This window comes from Pseudomonas sp. MF4836 (assembly GCF_002018875.1).
Lineage (GTDB): Bacteria > Pseudomonadota > Gammaproteobacteria > Pseudomonadales > Pseudomonadaceae > Aquipseudomonas.
The window spans coordinates 395,240-419,522 of the sequence record NZ_MVOL01000003.1 but is presented as its reverse complement, the minus strand read 5'-3'; the positions used below and the strand labels follow the sequence as shown (position 1 = coordinate 419,522).

Here is a 24,283-nt window from a genome sequence, read left to right as displayed (position 1 = left end):
CTCTGGGTGGCTACTTTCCGCCATATGACCGAGCGCGAGCCAGTGCTGTTTCGGCAAATACAGCCAGCATATCCGCCATCCACCCCGCCCCCGGCGCGCCCACGCCGCAACGTCCGCGCCCCTGGCCTCAGGTCGCGGCCAGACGCACCTGGTTTTCCAGTTCGCGCTTGAGCCCCGGTTCGAGTTTGAGCTGACGCGCCAGTTCGTCCAGGTAGGACTTCTCCATGAAGTTCTCTTCATCCACCAGCATCACGCTGGCGATGTACATTTCCGCGGCCATTTCCGGGGTGCTGGCGGCGCGGGCGACATCCGCCGGATCCAGCGGTTTGTTGAGCTCGGCGTGCAGCCAGTGCTGCAACTCCTGATCGTTATCCAGGCGGGTGAACTCGCCCTCGATCAGGGCCCGTTCGCGCTCATCGACATGCCCGTCGGCCTTGGCCGCGGCCACCAGCGCCTTGAGGATCGCCTGGCTATGCTGTTCGACCTGCTGCGCCGGCAGGCGGTCAATGGTCTGGGGTTTGCGCTGGGGAGCGGTTCCCTGCTGCGCCTGCCAGTTGCCATAGGCCTTGTAGGCGATCACCCCGAGGGCGGCCAGGCCACCATAGACCACCGCCTTGCCGCCGAACTTGCGGGCTTTTTTATTGCCCAGCAGCAGGCCCATGGCGCCGGCGGCCAATGCACCGCCGCCGGCACCAGACAACAGGCCGCCCAGACCGCCGGCACTGCCACCGAGCAAACCGCCCAGCGCGCCCTTGCCGGCCGGGGCCTTGCCCGATGCGCCTGAGGCCTTGTTCTGCAGCAGGTCTTGGCCGGACTTGAGCAATTGATCGAGCAATCCACGGGTATTCATTGCGACCTCCGGAAACTTCGGTTCAGTGGCTAAATAAGGCCACCAGCCTAGTGGGAAGTGCCCGTGCGCTGTGCTCGAGAGTGCTTCGGGATGTTGCCTGAACGCAGCGGCCCATCGATTAAAAAGATATACACTGCGAAAAATCTATAAAACCGTCCAACCGGTATCCCCCACCATGATGACCCTGCGCCAGATCCGTCACTTTATCGCCGTGGCCGAAACCGGCTCGATCTCCGCCGCCGCCCAGGCAGTGTTCATCTCGCAATCGACCCTGACCCTGGCGATCCAGCAGTTGGAGCAGGAGATCGGCGTCAACCTGTTCAATCGCCACGCCAAAGGCATGACCCTGACCCACCAGGGCCACCAGTTCCTGCGCCAGGCGCACCTGATCCTGGCCACCGTCGACAACGCCAAGCGCAGCCTGCAACAGAGCACCGACCAGGTGGCCGGGCAATTGATCGTCGGCGTGACCAGTCTGGTGGCCGGCTACTACCTGGCGGACCTGCTGACCCGTTTCCAGCGTGCCTACCCCAATGTGGAAATCCGCGTGATGGAGGACGAACGCCCGTACATCGAGCACCTGCTGGTCAGCGGTGAGATCGATGTCGGGGTGCTGATCATCTCCAACCTGGAAGACCGTCACGCGCTGCAGACCGAGGTCCTGACCCACTCGCCGCACCGGCTCTGGCTGCCGGCCCAGCATCCGCTACTGGAGCGCGACAGCATCAGCCTGGCAGACGTTGCCGGCGAGCCGCTGATCCAGCTCAACGTCGATGAAATGGACCACAACGCCCAGCGCATGTGGACCGGCGCCGGCCTGCAACCGCGAATCACCCTGCGCACGGCCTCCACCGAAGCGGTGCGTAGCCTGGTGGCTGCCGGGCTGGGGGTGTCGATCCAGCCGGACATGACCTACCGCCCGTGGTCGCTGGAGGGCGACATCATCGAGGCACGCTCCCTCGCCGACCTCGGCCAGACCCTCGACGTCGGCCTGGCCTGGCGCCGTGGCACCGCCCGTCCGGCACTGGTGGACCCGTTCCTGACCGTGGCCCGCGAGCAGCCCCACGGCGGGCGCAAGCCATCGATTTAATCGAATGTTCAATTCTGTATTTAGTATTTGTCGTCCTTCTGCCCGGCCACTAGTCTCTTCCCACTCCGGAAGCGGCGGTGGTCGGACACCGGGCACCCGGGAGCTACCATGGCTACGCAAGAAAAGAGAACCCGCAAAATGGCTGGCGTGCACACTCCGTTACTGACCGCGTTATTGATCGATGGTGAACTGGTGGCCGGCCAGGGCTTTGTCGAGCCGATCATCAATCCGGCCACCGGGGAAGTGCTGACGCACATTGCCGAAGCCAGTACCGAACAGGTCGAGAGCGCGATTCTGGCCGCGCACCGCGCCTTCTCCGGCTGGTCGCGGACCACGCCCCAGCAGCGCTCGAACATCCTCCTGGCCATCGCCGACGCTATCGAAAAACACGCCGATCACCTGGCCCGCCTCGAATCCCTGAACTGCGGCAAGCCATTGCACCTGGCGCGCCAGGACGACCTGAGCGCCACCGTCGATGTGTTTCGCTTCTTCGCCGGTGCGGTGCGCTGCCAGACCGGCCAGTTGTCCGGCGAATACCTGCCGGGCTTTACCAGCATGGTGCGCCGCGATCCGATCGGCGTGGTGGCGTCGATTGCCCCGTGGAACTACCCGATCATGATGGCCGCCTGGAAAATCGCCCCGGCCCTGGCCGCCGGCAATACCCTGGTGTTCAAGCCCTCGGAGCACACGCCGCTGTCGATCCTGGCCCTGGCGCCGACCCTGGCCCAACGGCTGCCGCGCGGGGTGATCAACATCATCTGTGGCGGCGGTGAAGGCGTCGGCAGCCACCTGGTCAGCCACCCGAAAGTGCGCATGGTGTCGCTGACCGGGGATATCGTCACCGGGCAGAAAATCCTCCAGGCCGCGTCCAAGACCCTCAAGCGCACCCACCTGGAACTGGGCGGCAAGGCGCCGGTGATTGTCTGCAACGATGCCGACTTGCAGGCGGTGGTCGCCGGCGTGCGCAGCTATGGCTACTACAACGCCGGGCAGGACTGCACCGCCGCCTGCCGTATCTACGCCCAGGCCGGAATCCATGACCGCCTGGTGGCCGAACTCGGCGCCGCCGTCAGCAGCCTGCGCTTTGCCGGCAAGCGTGACACTGACAACGAAATCGGGCCGCTGATCAGCACCCGCCAGCGCGACCGCGTGGCCAGCTTTGTCGAGCGCGCCCTGGGCCAGCCCCATATCGAGCGGGTCACCGGAGCCGCCGTGCACACAGGCCCTGGCTTCTATTACCAACCGACCCTGCTCGCCGGCTGCAAGCAAAGTGACGAAATCGTCCAGCGCGAAGTGTTCGGCCCGGTGGTCACCGTGACCCGCTTCGACGAACTGAGCCAGGCGGTGGACTGGGCCAACGATTCGGAATACGGCCTGGCGTCCTCGGTCTGGAGCCAGAGTCTGGACAAGGCGATGCAGGTTGCGGCGCGCCTGCAATACGGCTGCACCTGGATCAACAGCCACTTCATGCTGGTCAGCGAAATGCCCCACGGCGGCCTGAAACGCTCCGGCTACGGCAAGGACCTGTCCAGTGATTCGCTGCAGGACTACAGCGTGGTACGGCACATCATGGCCCGCCATGGCACCGACCTTTAGGAGCAGTTGCTGGCGGCGAGCTACAAGCTGCAAATGAGCGCGGGTTCTACTCGCAACTTGCCGCTTGCAACGTGCCGCGGCTCAAAAGCAGGTGCCTTCGGCGTCGCTGCACACCCCATACGGCGTATTGCTGATAAACCAGTTGAGCCAATGGGGCTCCCAGTCCCGCCACTGGATAAAGTAGGTCTTGGTCTCGGTGTTGAATGTCACGCCGAAAATACTCAGTTCCCGGGCACTCTCCGACATGCGCATGTCCAGCGAATCGTCGTAGATCAAGGGCGAGCGGTAAACCCGCTGCGGGTTCTGGAGGTCAACCACCTGCAGATACCCCAGGTGCCTGAAGGGTATGAACAGGTTACCGGCATGGACATGCTGCAAGAGGTAGCGTCCCGAAGATCCTCTGCTGGTGTAAGGCTCGCGATTGAGCACCTCACTCAACTGTTGGATGAACACCCCGGCGCCGCAGGCAAGCAGTATCAGCAGTCCGAAAACGGTCTTCCTGAGCTTCATCGGGCAGCGCCCTGGAGGCTGCAATTCATTGACCTGATCTCCCTGAAAAGGCGCCATTGAACGAGTTCTGGATAAGCGAATCAAGTTGCGGCACTATCCGCCGCCATAAAGTGCCCGCCGCCCTCCACCGGGGCGCTGGAAACGTACCCAGGTAGCAAGGACGCCCCCATGTCATACCCACCATTGTCCGTCCGAAGCGGGTCGACTCCGCTGCGGAGCGCCCGGCGGTGACTTCCGCCCGTGACGAGCTGATTCGCCTGATCACCGCCCTTCTGGCCCACAGCCTCGCGGTGGCCACTTGCGTGTTGATCGATTACTACGGCATCCCGTTCTACGAGCAGATGTTCGGCAGCATCAGCAAGTTTTTTGGCTTTGGCCCGATGATGCGCACCCTGTTCTGCCTGTTCGTCGGGGTCAATCTGCTGATCGCTATCATTCCGGTGCTCAGGATCAAGCTGTTGCTGATCCTGCCGCTGTTGCTGCTGACCGCTTACATAATGTTCCCCCACAACCCGATTCGTGGCCTGGTCTACTGCTCGGAGCTCGGCCTGCTGCCCTTGGCGGCGATCTATCTGTCCCGAGGGCTGCATCAGTTGCTCAGCCCAAGGGCGAAACGAGCCTGCGCCCCATGAGCCGCGACACGTTCATCCGCATAGGCTGCGCGCTATTGGCGCACGGCCTGGCGGTCGCGCTGTTTTACCTGGCGCATCTGCTGGGCGTGCCGCTCTACCTGCAGCTGTTCGGCTCGATCTCGCGTGGTGTCGCGGTGGGGCTTGGGGTCTATTACCTGTTCATCCTGTTTATCGGGGTCAACGTACTGGCCGCGCTGGTGCCCAACCTCAAGCTCAAGCTGGGCCTGATCCTGCTGCCGGTGCTGGCCAGCGCCTGGATGTTTTTCCCCAGCAACCCCATACGCGGCATGGTGTATTGCGCCTTGTCCAGCGGCTTGCCGTTACTGGCGATCTGGCTGGCGCAGCGCCTGCATCGATTGCTACGCTCCAAGGACCTGCCCCATGAGTGATGGCCTGCGCCTGCCGGCGCCCCTTCGGTACCTGAGCCTGCTAGTGGTGCTGGGCGCCAGCGGCAATTGCCTGGCCATGAGCCTGGACCAGCAGTTCGCCGGCCTGGCCAGTTGCAGCGTCGAGCAGGTGTTTCTCGACCCCAGCAACCAGCAGCTCAGCGGCCAGTACTTTGTCGAGCGCCAACTGCAACCCTGCGACCTCGACGAAGGTGCGCGCTTTTGCGTCAAGGACCAGTTCCACGGGCTGGCGGTGCATGCCATCGGCATTCCGTATCGCGGGCCGTTTTCAGTGCACGCGCTGTACCTTGACGCCGATGTGCAGACGGCGCGCCAGCAACTGGGCCAAGGCTTCGACGGCGACGGTGTACAGGCCCCGTTGTTGATTGCCGACCCGAAGAATCCCGGCGGCTCGGTGCTGTACTGCGACCCGGACAGCCAATAATCCCTTTTGCCCCACCCGCGACGGAGCTCTCGATGCCCTCTCCCTTCAACACCCTGGGCCTGGCCCTGCTCGGGCTGCTGATCAGCCTCGCGCCCCCAGCCCTGATGGCGGCGGAATCCGGCTGTCCGAGCGGCGATCTGCCGAGCTTCGTCCAGGCGTTCGCCAGCAGCCCCGAGTTGCAACAGACCTACACCCGCTCGCCGCTGATCGAACAGCGCCCGGCCTATGGCGATCAGGGCTATGGGGTCACGACCCTGCACAAAGTGCCCGCCGCCAACCCCGCGAGCCTGGCCCTGCTCGACCCTCAGGTCCAGGCCAAGGCCGGTTTGCAGACCTTCTGGATCGACAAGCGCAGCCTGGTGGTGCACGACAGCCTGGGCGATGTGCTGCAGGTCTTTGTGTTCCAGCAACTGCCGTGCTGGACCCTGGTCCGGGTCGAACAGTGGTCGCTGCAAGGCCTGCTCGATGAGCGGGTGCCGGCCAATGAAACGCCCTTGCAGCGCGAGCTGCGCAAAGCCGACCTGTTCGAAGGTTATGGCGCGGTGGAGCTGTATCCGCTGACCACGTACTTTTTCGAGCTGGCGCAGCGCATCGACCTGCACGCCGCCGACAACGGCTCGGCCGCCGGCGCCACCCGGGCCGTGATCCTGGGTTATTCGGGGATGTCACCGGAAGTGGAGCCGGCGCGGATCGAATCCCTGCTGAGCACCTATGCCGAATCGGACGTCGAGGCCAAGCTGCTGCTGGCGGACTTTTACTGCTTCCGTGGCAATCAGGTGTCGGAACGAAAATGCCAGGCGCCGCGCCAGGCCGAAGACACCGTGACCCAGGCCGCCCGACAGTTCGACACCGGCATGGCCTATGCCACGCTCGGCTATGGCTACAGCGAAGGCCTTTGGGGCACCGCCGACCTGCCGCGTGCCCTGTCCTGCTTCAAGGAAGCCGCCGACCGCCATGAGCCGAGCGTGCTGCAGAACCTGGTCCACTACGCCAAGGAAGGCCAGGTGCCACAGCCTGGGGTCAGCTGCCTGCAAGCCCCGGCACCGACCGCCGGTTGAGTGTATCGGGCAATGGACTGGCGCCGCTGATCCATGCTTTCGGTCAGCAAAACCGGGGGGGAATAAGGGCTTTTTGCTGGCGCGATGGCTTTTTTACCAATGGATACAGCTAATCATTTTTTCAGATATGGCGAACCGTTTATCCTCTGCGGCATCTGTTTAAAGTCCGTTGCGTTTGGCCGAAGGCATGACCGAACCTCACATAGCGATCCAGCGCGCAGCCAGGAAGGCCTCGGGATCCCCAGAACAAGGTTCACCTATGCACCGCAGGAATCTACTCAAAGCCTCCATGGCTCTGGCTGCCTACACCGGCCTTTCGGCCAGCGGCCTGCTGGCGGCCCGTGCCTGGGCCGGCGCTGCCGATGGCGAGGCGCAGACTTTTGATTTCGAGGGCCTCAAGGCCCAGGCCAAGCAGTTGGCCAGCAGTCGCTACCAGGACACCAAACAGGTGTTGCCGCCCACCCTGGCGACCATGACCCCGCAGAACTTCAATGCCATCCAGTACGACGGCGCACACTCGCTGTGGAACGACCTGAATGGCCAGCTGGACGTGCAGTTCTTCCACGTCGGCATGGGCTTCAAGCAGCCGGTGCGCATGCACAGCGTCGATCCGAAGACCCGCCAGGCGCGGGAAGTGCACTTTCGTCCGACGCTGTTCAACTACCAGAACACCAGCGTCGACACCACGCAGCTCAAGGGCGACCTGGGTTTTGCCGGGTTCAAGCTGTTCAAGGCTCCGGAGCTGGACAAGCACGACGTGGTGTCCTTCCTCGGCGCCAGCTACTTCCGCGCGGTGGACGCCACCGGCCAGTACGGCTTGTCAGCCCGTGGCCTGGCAATTGATACCTACGCCAAAAAACGCGAAGAATTCCCCGACTTCACCCAGTTCTGGTTCGAAACCCCGGACAAGGACAGCACCCGCTTCGTGGTCTACGCCCTGCTCGACTCGCCAAGCGCCACCGGTGCCTATCGCTTCGACATCGACTGCCAGGCCGAGCGCGTGGTGATGGACATCGACGCCCATATCAACGCGCGCACCGCCATCGAGCAACTGGGCATCGCCCCGATGACCAGCATGTTCAGCTGCGGCACCCATGAGCGGCGCATGTGCGACACCATCCACCCGCAGATCCACGACTCCGACCGCCTGGCCATGTGGCGCGGCAATGGCGAATGGATCTGCCGCCCGCTGAACAACCCGGCGAACCTGCAATTCAATGCGTTCGCCGACAAGGATCCGAAAGGTTTCGGCCTGGTACAGACCGACCACGAGTTCGCCAGCTATCAGGACACCGTGGACTGGTACAGCCGGCGCCCAAGCCTGTGGGTGGAACCCACCACGGCCTGGGGCGAAGGCTCGATCGACCTGCTGGAGATCCCGACCACCGGCGAGACCCTGGACAACATCGTGGCCTTCTGGACCCCGAAAAAACCGGTGGCCGCCGGCGAATCGCTGAACTATGGCTACAAGCTGTACTGGAGCGCCCTGCCACCGGTGGGCACGCCGCTGGCGCGGGTGCATGCCACGCGCTCGGGCATGGGCGGCTTCGTCGAGGGCTGGGCCCCGGGCGAGCACTACCCCGAGGTCTGGGCCCGGCGCTTTGCCGTGGACTTCACCGGTGGCGGCCTCGATCGCCTGCCGGCCGGCACCGGCATCGAACCGGTGGTCACCGCCTCCAACGGCCAGGTCAAGGACTTCAATGTGCTGGTGCTGGACGAAATCAAGGGCTACCGCATCACCTTCGACTGGTTCCCCACCAACGACAGCGTCGACCCGGTAGAACTGCGGCTGTTCATCCGCACCCACGACCGCACCCTGAGCGAAACCTGGCTGTACCAGTACTTCCCGCCCGCCCCGGAAAAACGCAAATACCCCTGACCCGTAACCTCGCCAGCCCGGCAGCGGCACACGCTCTGTAGCCGCTGCCGCAGGCTGCGCTGGCCCCAACGGGTACCGTGCCGTGTCAGCTGTACTCGATGCTTTAACCGACCCTTCAATTACGGCGCGCCATAAAAAACCGGTCTACAGGGCCAATGCCGATCAGTTAAGCGCTAGAGCGAACGAAACATAACCTGTGGCGAGGGTGCTTGCTCCCGTGGGGCCGGCCGGGGCTCCGGGGCGTAGCAGCCCCATTTTTGGGGCCGCTGCGCGGCCCAGCGGGAGCAAGCTCCCTCGCCACAATAGAAGGTGCTTGCCCTTAACTGACTGGCATTAGCCGACAGGGCCGGTTTTTTATGCCGCGGGTTTGTCAGTCGCGCAGATCCGATTCATGAATCGGCTGGTCCCTGTGGGTCGCCCGCTGGTACTGCGCCGGCCAGGTGGCCTTGCGTCCGCCCAGGTCATCGTCGGCGTGCAGCGGCCAGTACGGATCGCGCAGCAATTCGCGAGCGAGGAAGATGATATCGGCCTGGCACGTGCGCAGGATGTGCTCGGCCTGAGCCGGCTCGGTGATCATGCCGACGGTGCCGGTGGCAATCCCGGCATCCTTGCGCACCCGTTCGGCGAAGCGCGTCTGATAGCCGGGGCCGACAGGAATCTCGGCATTGGCCGCCGTGCCTCCGGACGAGACATCGATCAGGTCCACCCCCAACGCTTTCAGGCGCCGTGCCAGCTCCACGGTTTCATCCGGGTTCCAGCCGTCTTCCACCCAGTCGGTGGCCGACACCCGCACAAACAGCGGCAGCTCTTGCGGCCAGACCGCGCGCACGGCTTCGCTGACTTGCAGCACCAGGCGAATCCGGTTGTCAAACGAGCCCCCGTACTGATCGCGCCGCTGATTGCTCAACGGCGAGAGGAACTGGTGCAGCAGGTATCCATGGGCCGCATGCACTTCGACCACCTTGAAACCGGCAACCAGTGCGCGTTTGGCGGCGTCGACAAAGGCCTGGATCACCTCGGCGATCTGCCCCTCGTCCAATTGGGTGGGTGGCGTGTGCTGCGGGTCGAAGGCAATTGGCGAAGGCCCGACCGGGGTCCAGCCGCCGTCTTCGACCTTGACGCTGCCATGCTTGCCCAGCCATGGCCGATGGGTGCTGGCCTTGCGCCCGGCGTGGGCCAGTTGAATCCCGGCTACCGCGCCCTGGGCGGCGATAAAGCGGGTGATGCGTTGCACCGGTTCGATCTGTTCGTCATGCCACAGGCCCAGGTCCTGGGCGGTGATGCGCCCGTCGGCGGTGACCGCCGTGGCCTCGGTGAAAATCAGCCCGGCACCGCCCACGGCACGGCTGCCCAGGTGGACCAGATGCCAGTCGTTGGCCAGGCCATCGACGGCGGAGTATTGGCACATGGGTGAAACCGCGATGCGGTTGAGCAGGGTCAGTTGACGCAGGGTATAGGGTTCAAGCAGCAGACTCATGGGGCACCTCTCGATCAATGGTCAGGCTCCAGGGTTCTGTTTGAAAAGTCGACGAGTGACAACAAGGTGAAACGCCCGCCCCCGCGGGGTGAAAAAGGACAAGAGGTCACAAGGCCAATCAGACAGTGCTTAGAGACTAGTCGACAACATTGGCCGGAGCAGGGTTCCTGGTAAAAAGCCCGTGAGGGGTGGGCGCTGGAGTATCGGGAGGAATGGCGGCGGCTACAGGAGCCGGCCGAGGGGTGTCAGGCGGTGCTGGCCATCAGGATCAGCGAGGTTCGATATGGGCGATCATCAGTTGCACGGTTTCCTGGCCCCGGAATTCGTTGACGTCGAGTTTGTAGGCCAGCTCCACCCAGCGGATGGTCGGGTTGGGCCAGACTTCGCGGTCGATGCCGAAGGCAATGCCGTCGAGTTTGAGCGAACCGCACTCGCTGCGCAGCACCACCTTCAAATGGCGCTCGCCGACGACGCGCTGTTCCACCAACTGGAACACACCATGGAACAGCGGCTCCGGAAAATGCTGCCCCCAGGGCCCGGCATGACGCAGAGCCCGGGCCAGTTCCAGGTGGAATTCTTCGATGGCCAGGGTGCCGTCCGACAGCAGGCGTCCGGTCAGGTCTTCCTCCTGCAACTGGCGTCGGACTTCTTCATCGAACGCCTCGGCAAATGCCGGGAAATTCCCCTCAGGCAACGACAAACCGGCCGCCATGGCATGCCCGCCGAACTTGCTGATCAACTGCGGATGCCTGGCGGCCACCGCGTCCAGCGCATCGCGAATATGGAACCCCGGCACCGAGCGCGCCGAGCCCTTGAGCATGCCCTCGCCGGCATCGGCGAAGGCGATGGTCGGCCGGTGATAACGCTCTTTGAGGCGCGACGCGAGAATCCCGATCACCCCCTGGTGCCAGTCGGCATCAAACAGGCACAGGCCGAACGGCATGGACTCCAGCGGCAGGTCCTTGAGCTGGGCCAGGGCCTCGCGCTGCATGCCCTGCTCGATGGATTTGCGGTCCTGGTTCAGCTCGTCGAGCTGCCCGGCCATTTCCCGCGCTGCCGCCGCATCAGCGGTGAGCAGGCATTCAATGCCCAGGCTCATGTCGTCCAGGCGCCCCGCCGCGTTCAAGCGTGGGCCGATGATAAAACCGAGGTCCGTGGAGGTGATACGGGCGTGATCGCGCTTGGCCACCTCAAGAATCGCCTTGAGCCCCGGCCGCGCACGCCCGGCGCGAATCCGCTCCAGGCCCTGGTGCACCAGGATCCGGTTATTGGCATCCAGCGGCACCACGTCGGCCACGCTGCCCAGGGCCACCAGGTCCAGCAGCTCGCCGATGTTCGGCTGCGGCTGCTGCTCGTACTTGCCCAGGCTGCGCAGGCGAGCGCGTAGCGCCATCAGCCCATACAAGATCACCCCAACCCCGGCCAGGGCCTTGCTCGGGAACTCGCAACCCGGCTGATTGGGGTTGACGATGGCATCGGCCGCCGGCAGCTCATGGCCCGGCAAGTGGTGGTCGGTCACCAGCACCTGCAAACCCGCTGCTTTGGCTGCGGCCACGCCCTCGACGCTGGAAATACCGTTGTCCACCGTGATCAGCAACTGCGGCTCGCGCTGCAGCGCCACCGCGACGATTTCCGGGGTCAGGCCATAGCCGTATTCGAAGCGGTTAGGCACCAGGTAGTCGACATGGGCCGCCCCCAGCAGTCGCAGGCCCAGCACGCCCACGGTGCTGGCGGTGGCACCGTCGGCATCGAAATCGCCGACGATCAGAATGCGCTGGCGCTGCTCCAGGGCCACCACCAGCAAATCCACGGCGGCATCGATACCCTTGAGTTGCTGATAGGGAATCAGCCGCGCCAGGCTCTTATCCAGCTCGGCCTCGGACTGCACGCCGCGGGCGGCGTACAGGCGGGTCAGCAAGGGCGGCAGATCACCGAGAAACGGCAGGGTGGCGGGCAACTCACGGGGTTCGATACGCATGGGGCGATTGGGGCTTCTCTTCTAATGCAGGGTGACGTCAGAGGACGGGAACGAACGGTTGGCAATCAGCCGCGATCGCCCATCAGCCATTCGAGCTGGACTTCGTGCTGGCCACGGTCATCGGTGACGAAGATCGTGCCTTCGCTGATCATCACGTCCCACTTGATCACCCGGGGCATGTCCTTGGCCAGGGTCTCCAGCACGTCCTGGGGCACGCCGGCGATGTTGACGTTTTTCAGGTTCTTCAGGGTGTCGACCACCCGGGTCTGCCACACACGCAGGCTGCCGTAGGCCAGCAGGCTGGTGCGCTCGGTGCGACGCGAGCACCAGGTCAGGCGGTCGGCATCCGGCTGGCCGACTTCGATCCAGTGCAGGACGCGATCATCCAGGCTCTTTTCCCACAGGGCCGGCTCATCCACATCCGACAGGCCGCGACCGAACGACAAGTGCTCGTTGTACCAGAAGGCGTAGGCCAGCAGCCGCACGGTCATGCGCTCTTCGGTTTCCGAAGGATGACGGGCGATGGTCTGCTTGACGCTCTCGTACACCCCACGGTCGAGGTCGGTGAGGTTCAGTTCAAACTTGTAGGTGGTGGACGGCTGGGCCATGTGCGCGCTTCTTGATGTGCGAAAAGGCGGCAAGTCTAACCCGAAACCTTTCCCCCTGCCCGGCCGATGACCCGCCGTCGGGCACCTGGCGCCACCCCACGCCAGCCCGGCGGCCGCTATTCAAGCAGGCAGGCGAAGGCACGACCCTGGCACCGATTGCCACGATCCGCGCGAGCAGGGGTTGTTCCCAGGCGCCGAGGGCTTTATAACGCTCGCGCGATTCAGGATGTGCGTTGTGCCGACCTGAAGCTATCAACGGAAAAGGAAGCTCATGGAAGTGTTTGTAGGAATCGGTGCCGTGGTTGCCGTGGTCGCGGCAGGCTATTGGTTTTACCGGCACAAGAAAGCCAAGGCCCTGCGCCTTAGCCCCCACGACGTCGCCCAGATCAATCGGGTCAATCTGGTGCTCAGGAGCGAACCGCTGCTGGCGCTGGAAATCGCCCAACGCCTGGAAGGGTATGCGCGGCAGCTGGCGTTGCAATATGTGGCCCCGCAGTTGGTCAGGAACGGGCACCGCGCCGCCGGCTTCCAGGCCCTGGCCGAACTGGTCAAGCCCAACCACGCCGACCCGCTGAAAACCATCCTCGAGATCCTTCTCGAACAAGGCGATCCCAAAGCCGCCCGGGAGCTGCTGGATATCAAGGGCTCGCAACTGCCGATCGACGGGCATATCGTCGGCATCGACCTGGCCCTGGCCACCGGCAACAAGGCCTCGGCGGTGCAACAACTCAAAGCCATCACTGAACTCCAGGAAGTCGCCGGGGCCTTTGTCCTGTCGCGCGCCGACAGCCTGAAAATGGCGGCCCGCCAGCGCGCCATGCATATGAAGCAAGCCGCTTCTGTGAGCATCGCCTGGGCCTGGTCGACCCTGGGCGCCGATGGCACCCTGGACCGCCAGGAACTGCGCGCCATGCTCCAGGAGTTTTTTGCCCAGGACGGCGCCGCGCGGGTCATCGAACTCGCCGAGCAACTGCCCGAGGCCTACAAGGATTGCGCCGCCAGCGTGCTGTTTGAAGGTGGCGCACTGGAACCGGCCTTTATCCTGCTGGGCGAGGCCGGCGCGGAGCTGCCCTATGAAACTTACCCGCAACTGCTGGCGCTGGCCCTCGCTGCCGAGCGCCTGGATGACGCCCTGCGCCTGATTGACGCGGATCCTGAGTACAACACCGACGATCTGCTGCTCACACTGCTGCAATGGCATGTGCAGCGCGGTGAAACCGCAGCCGCCGACGCCCTGATCCAGGCCCGCCTGAAAACACCCGAGCAGTACCTGACGCTGGGTCTGGAGCTGGCGACGTTCAGCCACGCCTACCAGCCGCAATGGAGCCTTGCCTTGCGCCAGCGCACCGAGCAACAGCTGGAGCATATGCAGGGCGCGGAAAACGAGACGTGGTATCAGTTACTGGTGCTGGAAGGCCGGTTGCAGGCCCAGGCTCACCTGCCCGAAGCACGCCGCGATCAGGCGCTGATAGGCAACCTTCAGCAACAGATCGCCGAGCTCAACACCGCGCTGGAAATGCCGGCCATCCAGGAGCGTTATGAAGCACAAGCCGTGCTCCTGCATGCCCTGGGCCAGGACGATGCTGCCGGCCAGCGGCTGCAGGCGCTGGCGCAGTACATCAAGGACCATCCGGATGAAGATGACGAGGAGGAGGACGAAGGCCCGGGCAGCTATGGCTTCAGCCAGAAACTGGACCTGGAGTGCGTGGCCGAGGCCTATCTGCGGATCGACCAGCCGCTGCCCGCCATTGCCCTGCGCGATGAACTCGAACGTCACGACTATCCGTGCCGTGACGTGTCGCTGCAGATCGCGCTCAATCACATCCGCCACCAGCGCCTGACGCAAGCCATCGAAGCGATCGATGTGAGCACCCTGACAGGCGGTGAAAACCTGCTGGCGCAGCTGCACCAGGCCATTGAACAGTTGCAGGCACAAGCCCCGACCCGCTATCGCGAGTTGCGGGAAAAGCTCCTCGACACCTTGATCAACGGCGACCTCTAGCCAGCGCCATGACCCAGGTGCCCGCGCGCCGCTGACGGACGCGGGCACCACCCGCCATGCACAGGAAAGCTCATGGATACACTCACAGCAACCGGATTGGCCGTGGCCATTGCCGGCGTCGCGGCCTATAGCTTTTACCGCTACCGCAACGCCCTGACCCTGCGCGTGACGGCGTCGCAGTGGGCGGTGATCAATCGCGCCCTGCTCCTGGCGCGCAGCAACCCCCTGGTGGGCCTTGAGATAGCCCGGCAGCTGGATGGCCATGCCCGGCAAATCGCCCTGCAAGGCCTGGCCCCGCTGCTGGTCGGTGCCGGCTACCGCCAGGAAGGCCTGCAGGCCTTGGGCGAGCTGGAAAAAAACAACCTGCCACAGCCCCTCAAGGAAGTGGTCGAGCTGCTGCTGGACCAGGGTGATCACCTGGCCGCACAGGCCCTGCTGGATCAGACCGGGGTATTGATGCCAGTCGACGGGCATATCGCGCTAATGAAACTGCGGTTCGCCAAAGGCGACAAAGACGGCGCCCTGCAAATACTCAAGATGATCGGCAGTGTCCAGACCCAGTCAGGCGCGGACTTGGTCTCGGCCCACGACAGCCTGCGTATCGCCCCGCTGCAACGCCAGTTCGGGCAGGCCGAGTGCGCCGCCATGAGCATCGCCTGGGCCTGGATCAATGCACGCGAGGCAGACGGCAGCCTGGCGCCGAAAAAGCTGCGTGCCCTCTTGCATGAGTTCTACCTGCAGGACGGCGCTACGCGGGTGATTGAGCTGGCCCAGCAACTGCACGCAAGCGAGAAAGCCATCGCCGCCAGCGTGCTGTTCGAATTCGGTGATCTGGAACCCGCCATGACCCTGCTGGGCGAAGCCGGCAAACACCTGCCTCACGACGCCTACGAGCAGTTGCAGCGCCAGGCCCTGGCCGCCGACGAGCTGGACAAGGCCGAGCGCTTGATCGAACTCGCCCCGGCCTACGAACATCATGAATTGCTGTTGGGACTGATGAACTGGCACGCGAAACGCGGCGCCACCGCCCTCGCCGAGGAACTGCTGGAAACCCGCATCCACCCTCCCGAACACCGCCTGGAGGTGCTGCTCAGGCTGGTGAACATGAGCCATGCCAGCCAACCGCAATGGAGTGCCGCACTCCTGGATCGGGCCTCGGAGTTTCTGCCAGTGACCCAGCACGGGGAAGCCGACAACTGGCATCGCCTGCTGATCCTGGAAGGCCAGTTGCAGGCCCAGGCCCGCCTGCTCGAGGCTCGTCGCGACCAAAACCTGATCAGCCACAATCTGGCGCAACTGCAGGTACTCAACCCGGACCTGAACCTGGAGGAAAAGCTCGATCGCTACTGCGCCCAGGCCCCACTCCTGCACCTGTTTGGCCAGACCGGATACGCCGTCCAGCTCCTCGATCACCTGGTGCAGCAACTTCGCGGCAATCAGGAGGCGGATGACATCGAGCAGTTGTTCGATCTGGAGCGAGTGGCGCGGGTCTATCTGAGCATCGACCAGGTCGAGCCGGCCATCGCGCTGCACGAGGATTTGCGCACACTTGAGGCGCTCTACCGTCACGAACTGATCCAGGGCATCGTGCTCAACCACGTCCAGCACCAGCGCTTTGCCGAGGCCATCGCCGCCATCGATTTCAGCATCCTGATCGACCCAAACCGCGTGCTGACGGCCTTGTACCAGGCCTTGCAGCACTTGCAGTTGCAGCAACCGGAGCAGGCCCACGTCTTGCACCAGCAACTGCTCGACACCCTGATCAATAGCTCGCTGACCACAGGCACCCCGGACTGATACCCGCCTAGCCGCAGCCCGGTGGTCCACGCCGGCCCTGACCCGTACCAGAGGAAAATCGAATCATGGAAGTGTTTATCATCCTGCTGCTCATCACCGGCGTGATCTCGCTGCTGGTGGTGTATGCCCACAAAAGCAGCAGCACCAGCCTGGGCCTGGGCATCACCGAGGGCGAGGCGGCGCAGATCAATCGCGCCGCCCACCTCAGCACCGTCGAACCCCAGGTGGCCTTGCAACTGGCCCAACGCCTGACGGGCAAAGCCCGGCAGTTGGGGCTGTTCCAGATACCCAGCGCGCTGTACAAGCAGGGAAATCAGGAACAGGCCCTGGAAGTACTGGCCGAACTCGATGAAACCTACCAGCCCATGGCGCTGAACCAACTGCTCGAAACCCTGCTCGACAAGGAGGGCCCCCAGGCGGTGCTGAGCCTGCTGGAGCGCCTGCAGCAACCCCTGCCGTCAGCGCCCCTGCTGCGCATCCCGCTGCTGGTGGCCATGGGTGAACACGAGCAGGCCCGCGCGCTGCTGGTGACCTTCGGCGTCGAGCAGTTGAGCCCGGACTCCCCCAGCGAGCACCGGCAGTTGGCTGCCCTGCAACGCAGCCTGGGCCTGGCGGATAAAGCCGCCATCAGCATCGGCCTGGCCTGGCAACTGCTGCTGAAACAGCCGGCCGACGAACTGGACGCCTATGAAGTGGAAGAGACCCTGCTCGAGTACCGTGCCCAGGGGCAGGATGCGCAGTTCCCGGCCATGGCCGCGCAGCTGCCCGAGGCAGTGCAGATCATCGTCGTGGTCCTGCTGATGCAGTCCGGGGAGTTCGACGCCGCGTTCGAGGTGCTGGCGCTGAATCCCGAGCCCGACGATTACTTGCGCTACCCGCCGCTGCTCAAGCTGACCCTGGACGCCAACCGCCCCGAACTGGCGCGACAGCTGATCGCCCAGGTGCCGGAAACCTACGCCAGCGAGCTGCTGTTGAGCCTGTTGAACTGGCATGTCGCGCGCAATGAGATGGCCGAGGCCGAGGCGGCCTTGCAGGCCTGTGCCGTTTCGACCGGGCAGCGCATCTGGTGCCTGATCTGCCTGTGGGGCACCTACGTCGAGGAACACGCGCAATGGTGCGCCCGCCTGCTGGAGCAAGCCTTGGCGGCACTGGAGACCTTGCGTGGCGATGAGCAATGGCCGTGGTTGCGCCTGCTGATCCTGGAAACCCAACTGCGGGTCCAGGCCGAGCTGCCGCGCCTGCGCCGCGACAGCTGGCTGATCCGCAACAACCTGGAAGAGATGGCCCGCCTCAACGCCCAGCTCGAATACGCCGACCGCCCGATGAAACAGGCCTTGCAGGCCAAGCTGCTGCACGACCTGGAGCAGACCCGGCAAGCCGGCGAACTGCTGGACCAGGCCGTGCAAGCCCTCGACGACGACCGTCAGAATGGGACGCTGGAACCTGGGGAAAAAAACCTGTATCTGGAACAGCTGGCGCTGAGCTACGTTTACATCGACGACCAGGCAAAGGCCGTCGCGTTGCAGACTCGCCTGGAACAACAGGCGGCCTTCACCCACCAGTTGAGCCAGGCCATGGTGCTGAACCATATCCGCCAGCAACGCTTCGAGGAGGCGATTGCCGGCCTGGAGCTGCGCAATCTGTTTATCGACGAAAACCCGGTGCAGCAGTTGCACCAGGCCCTGGAAACCCTGAGCCACAGCGCTCCGGAAAAAGCCCACGGGCTGCGCCAGAAGCTGATCAACAGCCTGGCCGCCGAGAGCGCCTGGGGTTACCCGAACGCCGCCTGAGGCCTTGTGGGCGCCAGCCGCTGCACGCCTTAACGCGGTGCGTAGCGGCTCCAGAGCTCGTTGAACTCCTTGAGATAACTGGCCACCAGTTGCGGATGGTCGATCACCAGCAGGTTTTCCTCGTTGCCGGTGGTGGCGCTGCGGGTCCAGTTGAAGCTGCCATTGATCAAGGTTCGGCCATCGAACACGGCGAACTTGTGGTGCATGTGGAACGGTGTGTCGTCGATCCGCACCGGCACGCCGGCCTCGCGCAACGCGGCGATATCGCTGCCGACATCGAACTGCTTTTCACTGTCGCTGATCACCCGCACGGCCACGCCGCGCTGGTGGCAGGCGCGGATTTCGTCGCTCAATTGATCGTCGGAAATGGTGAACACGCAGATATCCACCGAGATTCGAGCCTGGCGACACAGATCGCGGATCTTGCGCCGGCAGTCTTCGCCAGGGCTGAAGTGGGCGCTCGCCATGTCCCGCACCGGGGCGTTGTTGGCGTCCAGGGTCTTGATCACCTGCTCCAGCCATTTCAATGCCGGCAGCACATTGGCGCTGTCGGCCAGGGCCAGCTCGCGCACCAGGTCAAAGGCACGGTTACGCATGTAGCGCACCTGGTCCTGACCCAGTTCACTGCCCAGCTGGCGCAGTTCGTCGCGCTCTTCGTTGCTCAGCCGCAGGTCCAGCACGCTGTCGCGCAGTTGACGGTCCAGCCCTTCAAAGTCCATGCAAACTCCCTGTTGTTCAGATCCACGCAAGTGGCGCCCGCAGCCTTGACCCGGGCGCCCCGGTTCAAGGCTGCTTGTCGTCCAGGGTCGGCACCTGGCCGTTGCCAAGCATCTGCCCCAGCTCATTGAGACGGTTGGAGATGTCAGTGATGCGGTGGTGGGTGTAGAGGTCGACGTCGATCTTCTTGTGCATGACCTTGATCAGCGGCAAGAAACTGCTCTCCAGGTTCACCGCCAGGCTTTCCAAGACCTCGCGCAGGCCCTTTTGCTCCGGCGCCAGCACTTCGACCTCGATGTTGGTCGGCTGCCGCCCCAACTGCTCCAGCCCGGCCAGCAGCTCGCGCCATGGCAAGCCGCCTTCGGCATTTTCAGCCGCAGGCTGGCGCGCCAGGCCACGCACACCTTCCACCAGGTCGTTGAGCTGGGCCACCACGCGGCTGCCAACGTCGCTGTCGCTGCCGCCCATGGAGCGGTTGCGCTGGAAGTCGCGCTTGATCTGCGTCCAGCGTTGCACCTGCTCCGGTGTCTGGTTACCGCGCAGCTCGGCGAGCTTGAGCAGGTTTTCCTCGGCACCGGTGGTCAGCAGCTGGGACTCGCCCTGGTAGTGGTCGGCGAGCAATTGCAAAAGCTCGGCGTCGTTCATCACCGCGGAAATCTTCTCCGCCATTTTGTTCATGTTGCGGTAGCTGCCCTGCAACTTGAACGGCGGTTCGGTGCGGTACTGGTCGGCCTGGGCCGCACTGGCGATGTACTGCTGGTTGACCTTGAGCACCACGTCGCGCACTTGCATCAGGCGCTGCAAGGTGGTGGTGATTTCGTTGATCTCGGCACCGCTGTAGCTGTGGCTCAACTCGTTGCTGGAGAACGGCTTGCCCTCGGCCTTGGCCACGAAGCGATAGACGTCGGCCATGTCGCGGGTGGCCAGCGGCGCCAGCACCGGGTTGGAGGTCAGGCCGTTTTCGATGTAGCTCAGGGCGAAGGATTCCTGCATGCCGCCCAGGGTGTCGCCCAGGTTATAGATATCGGCCCGGTTGGCGAGCATGTCGGGGATCTTGAACACATCGCCGGACTCGGTGTACGGGTTGCCCGACATCACTACGCAGAACTTCTTGCCGCGCATGTCGTAGGTCTTGGTCCGTTCCTTCCATACGCCTTCGATGCGCCGGGTGCCGTCGCACAGCGAGATGAATTTCTGCAGGAACTCGGGATGGGTGTGCTGGATGTCGTCGACATACAGCATCACGTTGTTGCCCATCTCCAGGGCCAGGTTGAGTTTCTCCAGTTCCTGGCGCGAGGTGGCGTCCGGGGCCTGGGCCGGGTCCAGGGAGCGCACGTCGTGCCCCAGGGCCGGACCGTTGATCTTCATGAAGATCAGGCCCAGGCGATGGGCGACGTATTCCATCAGGGTGGTCTTGCCGTAGCCCGGTGGCGAAATCAGCATCAACAGGCCCATGAGGTCGGTGCGCTTGTTCTCGCCGACCGTGCCCATCTGCTTGGCCAGGTTGTCGCCGATCACCCCCAGGTACACATCGTTGATCAGCTTGTTGCGCACGAAGGAACTCAACGGACGCGGCTTGAATTCGCTCAGGCGCAAAGCCTCGCGCTCGCGGCCGATGATGCCCTGGCGCAATGCCTGGTAGCGCTGCAGGCCCGGCAGGAAGTGCTCGCGATGGCTGCGCAGGCGGGCGAAGAACTCGTCCACCGCCAGGGTCAGGCTGCGCTCCTTGATCCGCGGGTGTTCACCCATCAGGTTGTCGACGCTGAACCGCAGATCGACTTCGGTAATGCGCTTGGCGAAGTCCTGGGGCAGCAGCGACAGGGCCACGGCCTCGGGCACGTAGTCCGCCAAGGCGGCCAATTCGGCCTCCGAGCACAAGCCATCGAGCCAGTTGCCGGCCAGCGCCCATTGCGCCGCTGGGCGATCCTCAAGCCGCGCCAGCGCCTGCTGGTAGTCGTCCCACATGCGCGCGCCCTGCAAGCGCACCTTGAGTGCTTCCTGCAGTTGCTTGGCGTACTTGCTGAAGGTGAATTCGATGCGTTCGGCAGCCAGTTCCTGGACCAGGTACTCGGCGGCCTCGGCCACCTGCGAGCCATTGAGCGCCAGAGGTTGTTCAAGCAAAAACTGCTGCATCGCCATGGCGATTTCCGCCTGCAATTGCAACAGCCCTTCGCGACGCCCGAACAGTTGCTGGATATGCCGGCTGGTGCGCGCCCGTTCCGGCCACTGCGCCGGGGCTTCAAGGCTGCGTTGCAGGTTCCAGAACACACTGGCGAAGGCCCGTGGCAGCGGGCCGTAGCGCAGCAGCCCGGCGCTTTCGCGCAGCGGCAGTAGCTGGATCAGAATCGCCGCCGCGTCGTGATCGTGGATGCCTTTTTCGTAGCCTTCCTTGTAGCGTGGCGCGGCGAAATCACGAATCACCCGCGCCAGTTCTTCCGGCTGCGCCAACAGCGGCTTGAGCAGTTCCAGACTCAGGCCTTCCTGCCCGGCATCGGCCGCATCCAGCACCTGGCCGGCGAGGTATTCGGCGCGGTAGAGCTGGGCCGATTCGGACTCCAGCGCCACCTGCCAGAAGTCGCGCAGCGCTTCGAGTTCGGCATCGTGCAACGGCTCGAGGAAATCGGTGCCGGTCAGGTGCAGGTGCAACTCGTCACCCCGGGGCATCAGGGTCAGGTCGAGTTCCTGGGTGTTGACGCTGAAGCGATGGCGCGGGCCGAGCTTGATGACATTGCCGCCCTCTTCGAACAGCTCGGTCTTGTCGCGCAAGGCCCGAACCGCCTGGTCGCGAGCGCCCTTGAGCCGGGCCTCGACGTCATCGGCCTTGACGCTGTCCTTGAGCTGGCGCAGGCGTTCGGCCAACTCGCGCAACTTGAGGATCAGCGGGTCGGCGGCAAAGAATGCATTGAGCTCTTCAGCCTGGGTGAACTTGGCGGTACGCCGGGTCAGGCTGTCGAGAATCCGCCGCGCGGCGTCGAGCAGGCCCTGGGCCTTGCGCTGGCGCTCGTCGAGCAGGGATTGCTTGTGGGCTTCGAAGGTTTCCAGCAACTCCTCACGCTTGGTGAGGATGTCGCCCATGAATTGTTCGTGATCGCCGAAGCGGCTTTCCAGCTCCTCCAGTTGCACCAGCAGGCGCGACAATTGTTCGTCGCAACGCTCCGGGTCCTGGGCCTGTGCCAGGGCATTGGTGATGCCCTGGCTGAACAGTTTGAACTGGGCGCCGAACTGGGCCACGGTCTCGGTCGAGCCCAGGGCCTTGCGCCGCTGTTCGGCGCGGGCCTTGGCCTGGTTCAGGCGGGCGTAGATCTCGGAGATGGACTCGATGATCCGCGTGCGCTGGGTCGCGTCGTCGATCTGCAGCGAAGCCATCAGTCCGGACAGCATGTCCAGGTCGGCAGCCATGGCTTGCAAGGCCTTCAGCGGCTCGGCCAACTGGGCCACGGTCTGGGCTTTCTGCGCCTCGCCGTCGAGGGCCTCCAGGCGCGTGACAAACGGCTGCAGCGCCTGCTCGCTGGCGAGGAAGGTCGCGGTGCCAGCGGCGGTGCGTTCCTGGGCCTGGAGCAGCTCGGCTTCCATGGCGTCGATGCGCGCCACGTCGATGTAGCGGTATTCGCGAATGGTCAGCAGCAGGCCGCGCTGGGCGGTGATGGCGTTGAGCGCATCGACGAAGTTCTGCACCTGGTCCCAGCTGTCCACCAGCAGGCCGGCGAGCAGGGCTTTCTGCTTGTCCTCGGCGCTGAGCATGGCCTGGTCGGACTGGCGGCGAATGCCCTCGACCTTCTCGTACTCATCGAGCACCAGCTCCGAGGTGGCGGCCACTTCGCGCAGCAGCGGCGCCAGGCCGCCGACTTCCTCGCTGCCCAGCCAGTGGTAGACGTCGAACAGGCGACGGGTGTTCTGGCACAGCAGCGAATAGCGCTGCACCGACACCGCCGGAGTGCCGATCTCACGGCACAGGTCGTAGAGGTCGGACACGCTGCGCACCAGCTCGGCATTGCCGATACGCCCCAGGAAACCGCTGCGCGCCGGCTGACGAGCCGCGTATTCCTCGGTGAAAAACGGCGTCTGCCAGACCTGCATCGGGTGGATACGGGTCGGCTCATCACCTTCGGCGGCAAAGATCACCATGCGCCCGTCTTCCAGGCGCGCGTAGCCGTGGCCGAACAAGGGGTTCTGCAACTGGCGGTTGATCATGTTGTAGGTGAGCAGGACCGAACGCCCCTGCTCGGGGTGATAGAAGATGTACTGCACGTCTTCGCCGTTGGGCGAGCGTACCGAGCGCTTGAAGCGCATGCCTTCCATCGATTGCTCGAAGGTCTTGTACTCGCCGCTCTGCAGGTAGTAGCCACCGGGAAAGATGATGCCGTGGTCTTCCGGCAGCTGCACGCAGGCCAGGCCAATGGCATCGATGCGCTCGACCTGACGGGTCAGGCTGTTGAACACCAGGTAGCGCCACTGCTCTTCGCGGTACGGCAGGATCTTGAGCAGGATCAGGCTGCCCAGGCGGGCGAATTCGATCTGACCGTCGTCCAGGGACTGAGTCTTGTCCAGCACCTCTTCGCGGTAGATGCCCAGGCCATCCTCGGTGTTGTTCTCGACCTTGACGGTGAGGTCGCCGCCCATGGTTTCGACGAACACGGTGTCGAGGATGTTCATGTGCGGGAAACGGCCTTCGACGGCCATTTCCCGGGTTGCTTTGCGCCACTCGAAATCGAACGGGGCCGGCAGCGCTATGTCGCGCTCGCCGCGGTTGTCGATGTAGCGCACGTCGCGCCCATCCAGGGAGATGGACCAACGGAACACCCGCACGTCGGTGATGCGTTCTCCGATCTGGAAACTCGCCAGCAGCTTGCCGTCGCGAATCGCCAGTTGCAGCAGGCGGGTGTTCTTGTAATAGGTGTAGAGCTCGTTGAAGTCGTTGAGAAAGCCCTGGGCGGCAAGGAAAGTGCCTTCCAGCGGCACGGGTTCGGCCTCGTAGCCTTCGCCCTCTTCCACCAGCCGATAGAGGGAGAACACGTCGGCGACGCTGGTCTCCTTCTTCAGGCCGATAAAAACGTTGTAGCCAAACAGCAGGCAGTCGCCGACCTGGACGATGTCCCGAGCGATGCAGTTGTTTTCGGTGCGGATGCGCACGCGCCCGACCACTTCCATGCGGCTGTTGCCGAACTCTTCCAGGCGGCGCTGGTTGAGGCCTTCGGCGGTTTGCCGCAGGCGTTGGCCCTGGTCCAGCAGGCGCTTTTGCAGCACCTCATAGGCGCCGCCTTCGGCGACGGCCTTGTCCAATACATCCTGTGCGGGAGTTGCGGCTTGTGCGTCCGACATCGTGGCCTTCCTGGATCTACGGCGGTGTACAAAAAAAGAAACTGAGCGCTGCTAGCTGATGCGATGGGCTGTAGCTGGCGTGGCTGCTGAAGGTTGAGGGCGCTGGCGCCTGACAAACCGTTGATCTTCCGGGGTTATCCGGAGGGTTG

Annotated in this window: 17 protein-coding genes; 10 read left to right on the top strand and 7 right to left on the bottom strand. The window is 64.1% G+C overall.

All coding sequences use genetic code 11. From position 1 onward, the window contains the following. Positions 1–127: 127 nt before the first annotated feature. Positions 128–850, bottom strand: a complete 723-nt coding sequence (locus MF4836_RS08665; RefSeq protein WP_078469987.1) for a tellurite resistance TerB family protein — start codon at positions 848–850, stop codon at positions 128–130. A 175-nt stretch (positions 851–1,025) separates the two neighbouring features. On the opposite strand from MF4836_RS08665, the gene MF4836_RS08660 reads away from it, so the two are divergent. Continuing rightward, a complete protein-coding gene (locus MF4836_RS08660) occupies positions 1,026–1,940 on the top strand; it encodes a LysR family transcriptional regulator (protein WP_078469986.1) in 915 nt (304 codons plus the stop codon). 108 nt (positions 1,941–2,048) lie between these two features. Next, entirely contained in the window at positions 2,049–3,536 is a 1,488-nt protein-coding gene (locus MF4836_RS08655) for a gamma-aminobutyraldehyde dehydrogenase (RefSeq protein WP_078469985.1), read from the top strand. A gap of 81 nt (positions 3,537–3,617) precedes the next feature. Here the strand turns inward: MF4836_RS08655 and MF4836_RS08650 are convergent, their stop codons facing one another. Continuing rightward, on the bottom strand, positions 3,618–4,046 hold the full coding sequence (locus MF4836_RS08650; protein WP_078469984.1) for a hypothetical protein: 429 nt from the start codon (positions 4,044–4,046) through the stop codon (positions 3,618–3,620). 227 nt (positions 4,047–4,273) lie between these two features. Between MF4836_RS08650 and MF4836_RS08645 the strand changes: the two genes are divergently transcribed. The 5 genes from MF4836_RS08645 to MF4836_RS08625 all read left to right on the top strand — a co-directional run bounded on the left by MF4836_RS08645 (position 4,274) and on the right by MF4836_RS08625 (position 8,446). Continuing rightward, positions 4,274–4,678, top strand: a complete 405-nt coding sequence (locus MF4836_RS08645; RefSeq protein WP_078469983.1) for a hypothetical protein — start codon at positions 4,274–4,276, stop codon at positions 4,676–4,678. Continuing rightward, on the top strand, positions 4,675–5,067 hold the full coding sequence (locus MF4836_RS08640; RefSeq protein ID WP_078469982.1) for a hypothetical protein: 393 nt from the start codon (positions 4,675–4,677) through the stop codon (positions 5,065–5,067). Before MF4836_RS08645 ends, MF4836_RS08640 begins: the two co-directional genes overlap by 4 nt. Further along, complete coding sequence (locus MF4836_RS08635; RefSeq protein WP_078469981.1) at positions 5,060–5,509, top strand: hypothetical protein; 450 nt, start codon at positions 5,060–5,062, stop codon at positions 5,507–5,509. The genes MF4836_RS08640 and MF4836_RS08635 overlap by 8 nt, the downstream gene beginning before the upstream one ends. Before the next feature lie 32 nt (positions 5,510–5,541). Next, a complete protein-coding gene (locus MF4836_RS08630; protein ID WP_078469980.1) occupies positions 5,542–6,567 on the top strand; it encodes a hypothetical protein in 1,026 nt (341 codons plus the stop codon). 259 nt (positions 6,568–6,826) lie between these two features. Beyond that, positions 6,827–8,446 carry a glucan biosynthesis protein D gene (locus tag MF4836_RS08625; protein ID WP_078469979.1) on the top strand — a complete coding sequence of 540 codons (1,620 nt, stop codon included), beginning with the start codon at positions 6,827–6,829 and terminating at the stop codon, positions 8,444–8,446. Positions 8,447–8,816: 370 nt separating this feature from the next. Here MF4836_RS08625 and MF4836_RS08620 read toward each other — a convergent pair whose 3' ends face one another. The 3 genes from MF4836_RS08620 to MF4836_RS08610 form a co-directional block, all read right to left on the bottom strand. Next, positions 8,817–9,923, bottom strand: coding sequence for an NADH:flavin oxidoreductase/NADH oxidase (locus tag MF4836_RS08620; RefSeq protein WP_078469978.1), 1,107 nt, complete (start codon positions 9,921–9,923; stop codon positions 8,817–8,819). A gap of 268 nt (positions 9,924–10,191) precedes the next feature. Then, a complete protein-coding gene (recJ, locus tag MF4836_RS08615; RefSeq protein WP_078469977.1) occupies positions 10,192–11,901 on the bottom strand; it encodes a single-stranded-DNA-specific exonuclease RecJ in 1,710 nt (569 codons plus the stop codon). Between the two features lie 65 nt (positions 11,902–11,966). Further along, entirely contained in the window at positions 11,967–12,509 is a 543-nt protein-coding gene (locus tag MF4836_RS08610; protein WP_020298997.1) for a YaeQ family protein, read from the bottom strand. 271 nt (positions 12,510–12,780) lie between these two features. Here MF4836_RS08610 and MF4836_RS08605 point away from each other — a divergent pair, with 271 nt between their 5' ends. From MF4836_RS08605 to MF4836_RS08595, 3 genes are all read left to right on the top strand, one after another. Next, the gene (locus MF4836_RS08605; RefSeq protein WP_078469976.1) at positions 12,781–14,511 is read left to right on the top strand and encodes a hypothetical protein; all 1,731 of its coding nucleotides are present in this window, start codon (positions 12,781–12,783) and stop codon (positions 14,509–14,511) included. 72 nt (positions 14,512–14,583) lie between these two features. Further along, on the top strand, positions 14,584–16,308 hold the full coding sequence (locus MF4836_RS08600) for a hypothetical protein (RefSeq protein ID WP_153050206.1): 1,725 nt from the start codon (positions 14,584–14,586) through the stop codon (positions 16,306–16,308). A gap of 65 nt (positions 16,309–16,373) precedes the next feature. Next, complete coding sequence (locus tag MF4836_RS08595; protein ID WP_078469974.1) at positions 16,374–18,098, top strand: hypothetical protein; 1,725 nt, start codon at positions 16,374–16,376, stop codon at positions 18,096–18,098. A 29-nt stretch (positions 18,099–18,127) separates the two neighbouring features. Here the strand turns inward: MF4836_RS08595 and MF4836_RS08590 are convergent, their stop codons facing one another. Both MF4836_RS08590 and MF4836_RS08585 read right to left on the bottom strand, forming a co-directional pair. Continuing rightward, positions 18,128–18,817, bottom strand: a complete 690-nt coding sequence (locus tag MF4836_RS08590; RefSeq protein WP_078469973.1) for a phospholipase D-like domain-containing protein — start codon at positions 18,815–18,817, stop codon at positions 18,128–18,130. Between the two features lie 64 nt (positions 18,818–18,881). Further along, complete coding sequence (locus MF4836_RS08585; RefSeq protein ID WP_078469972.1) at positions 18,882–24,134, bottom strand: DNA repair ATPase; 5,253 nt, start codon at positions 24,132–24,134, stop codon at positions 18,882–18,884. Positions 24,135–24,283 lie beyond the last annotated feature (149 nt).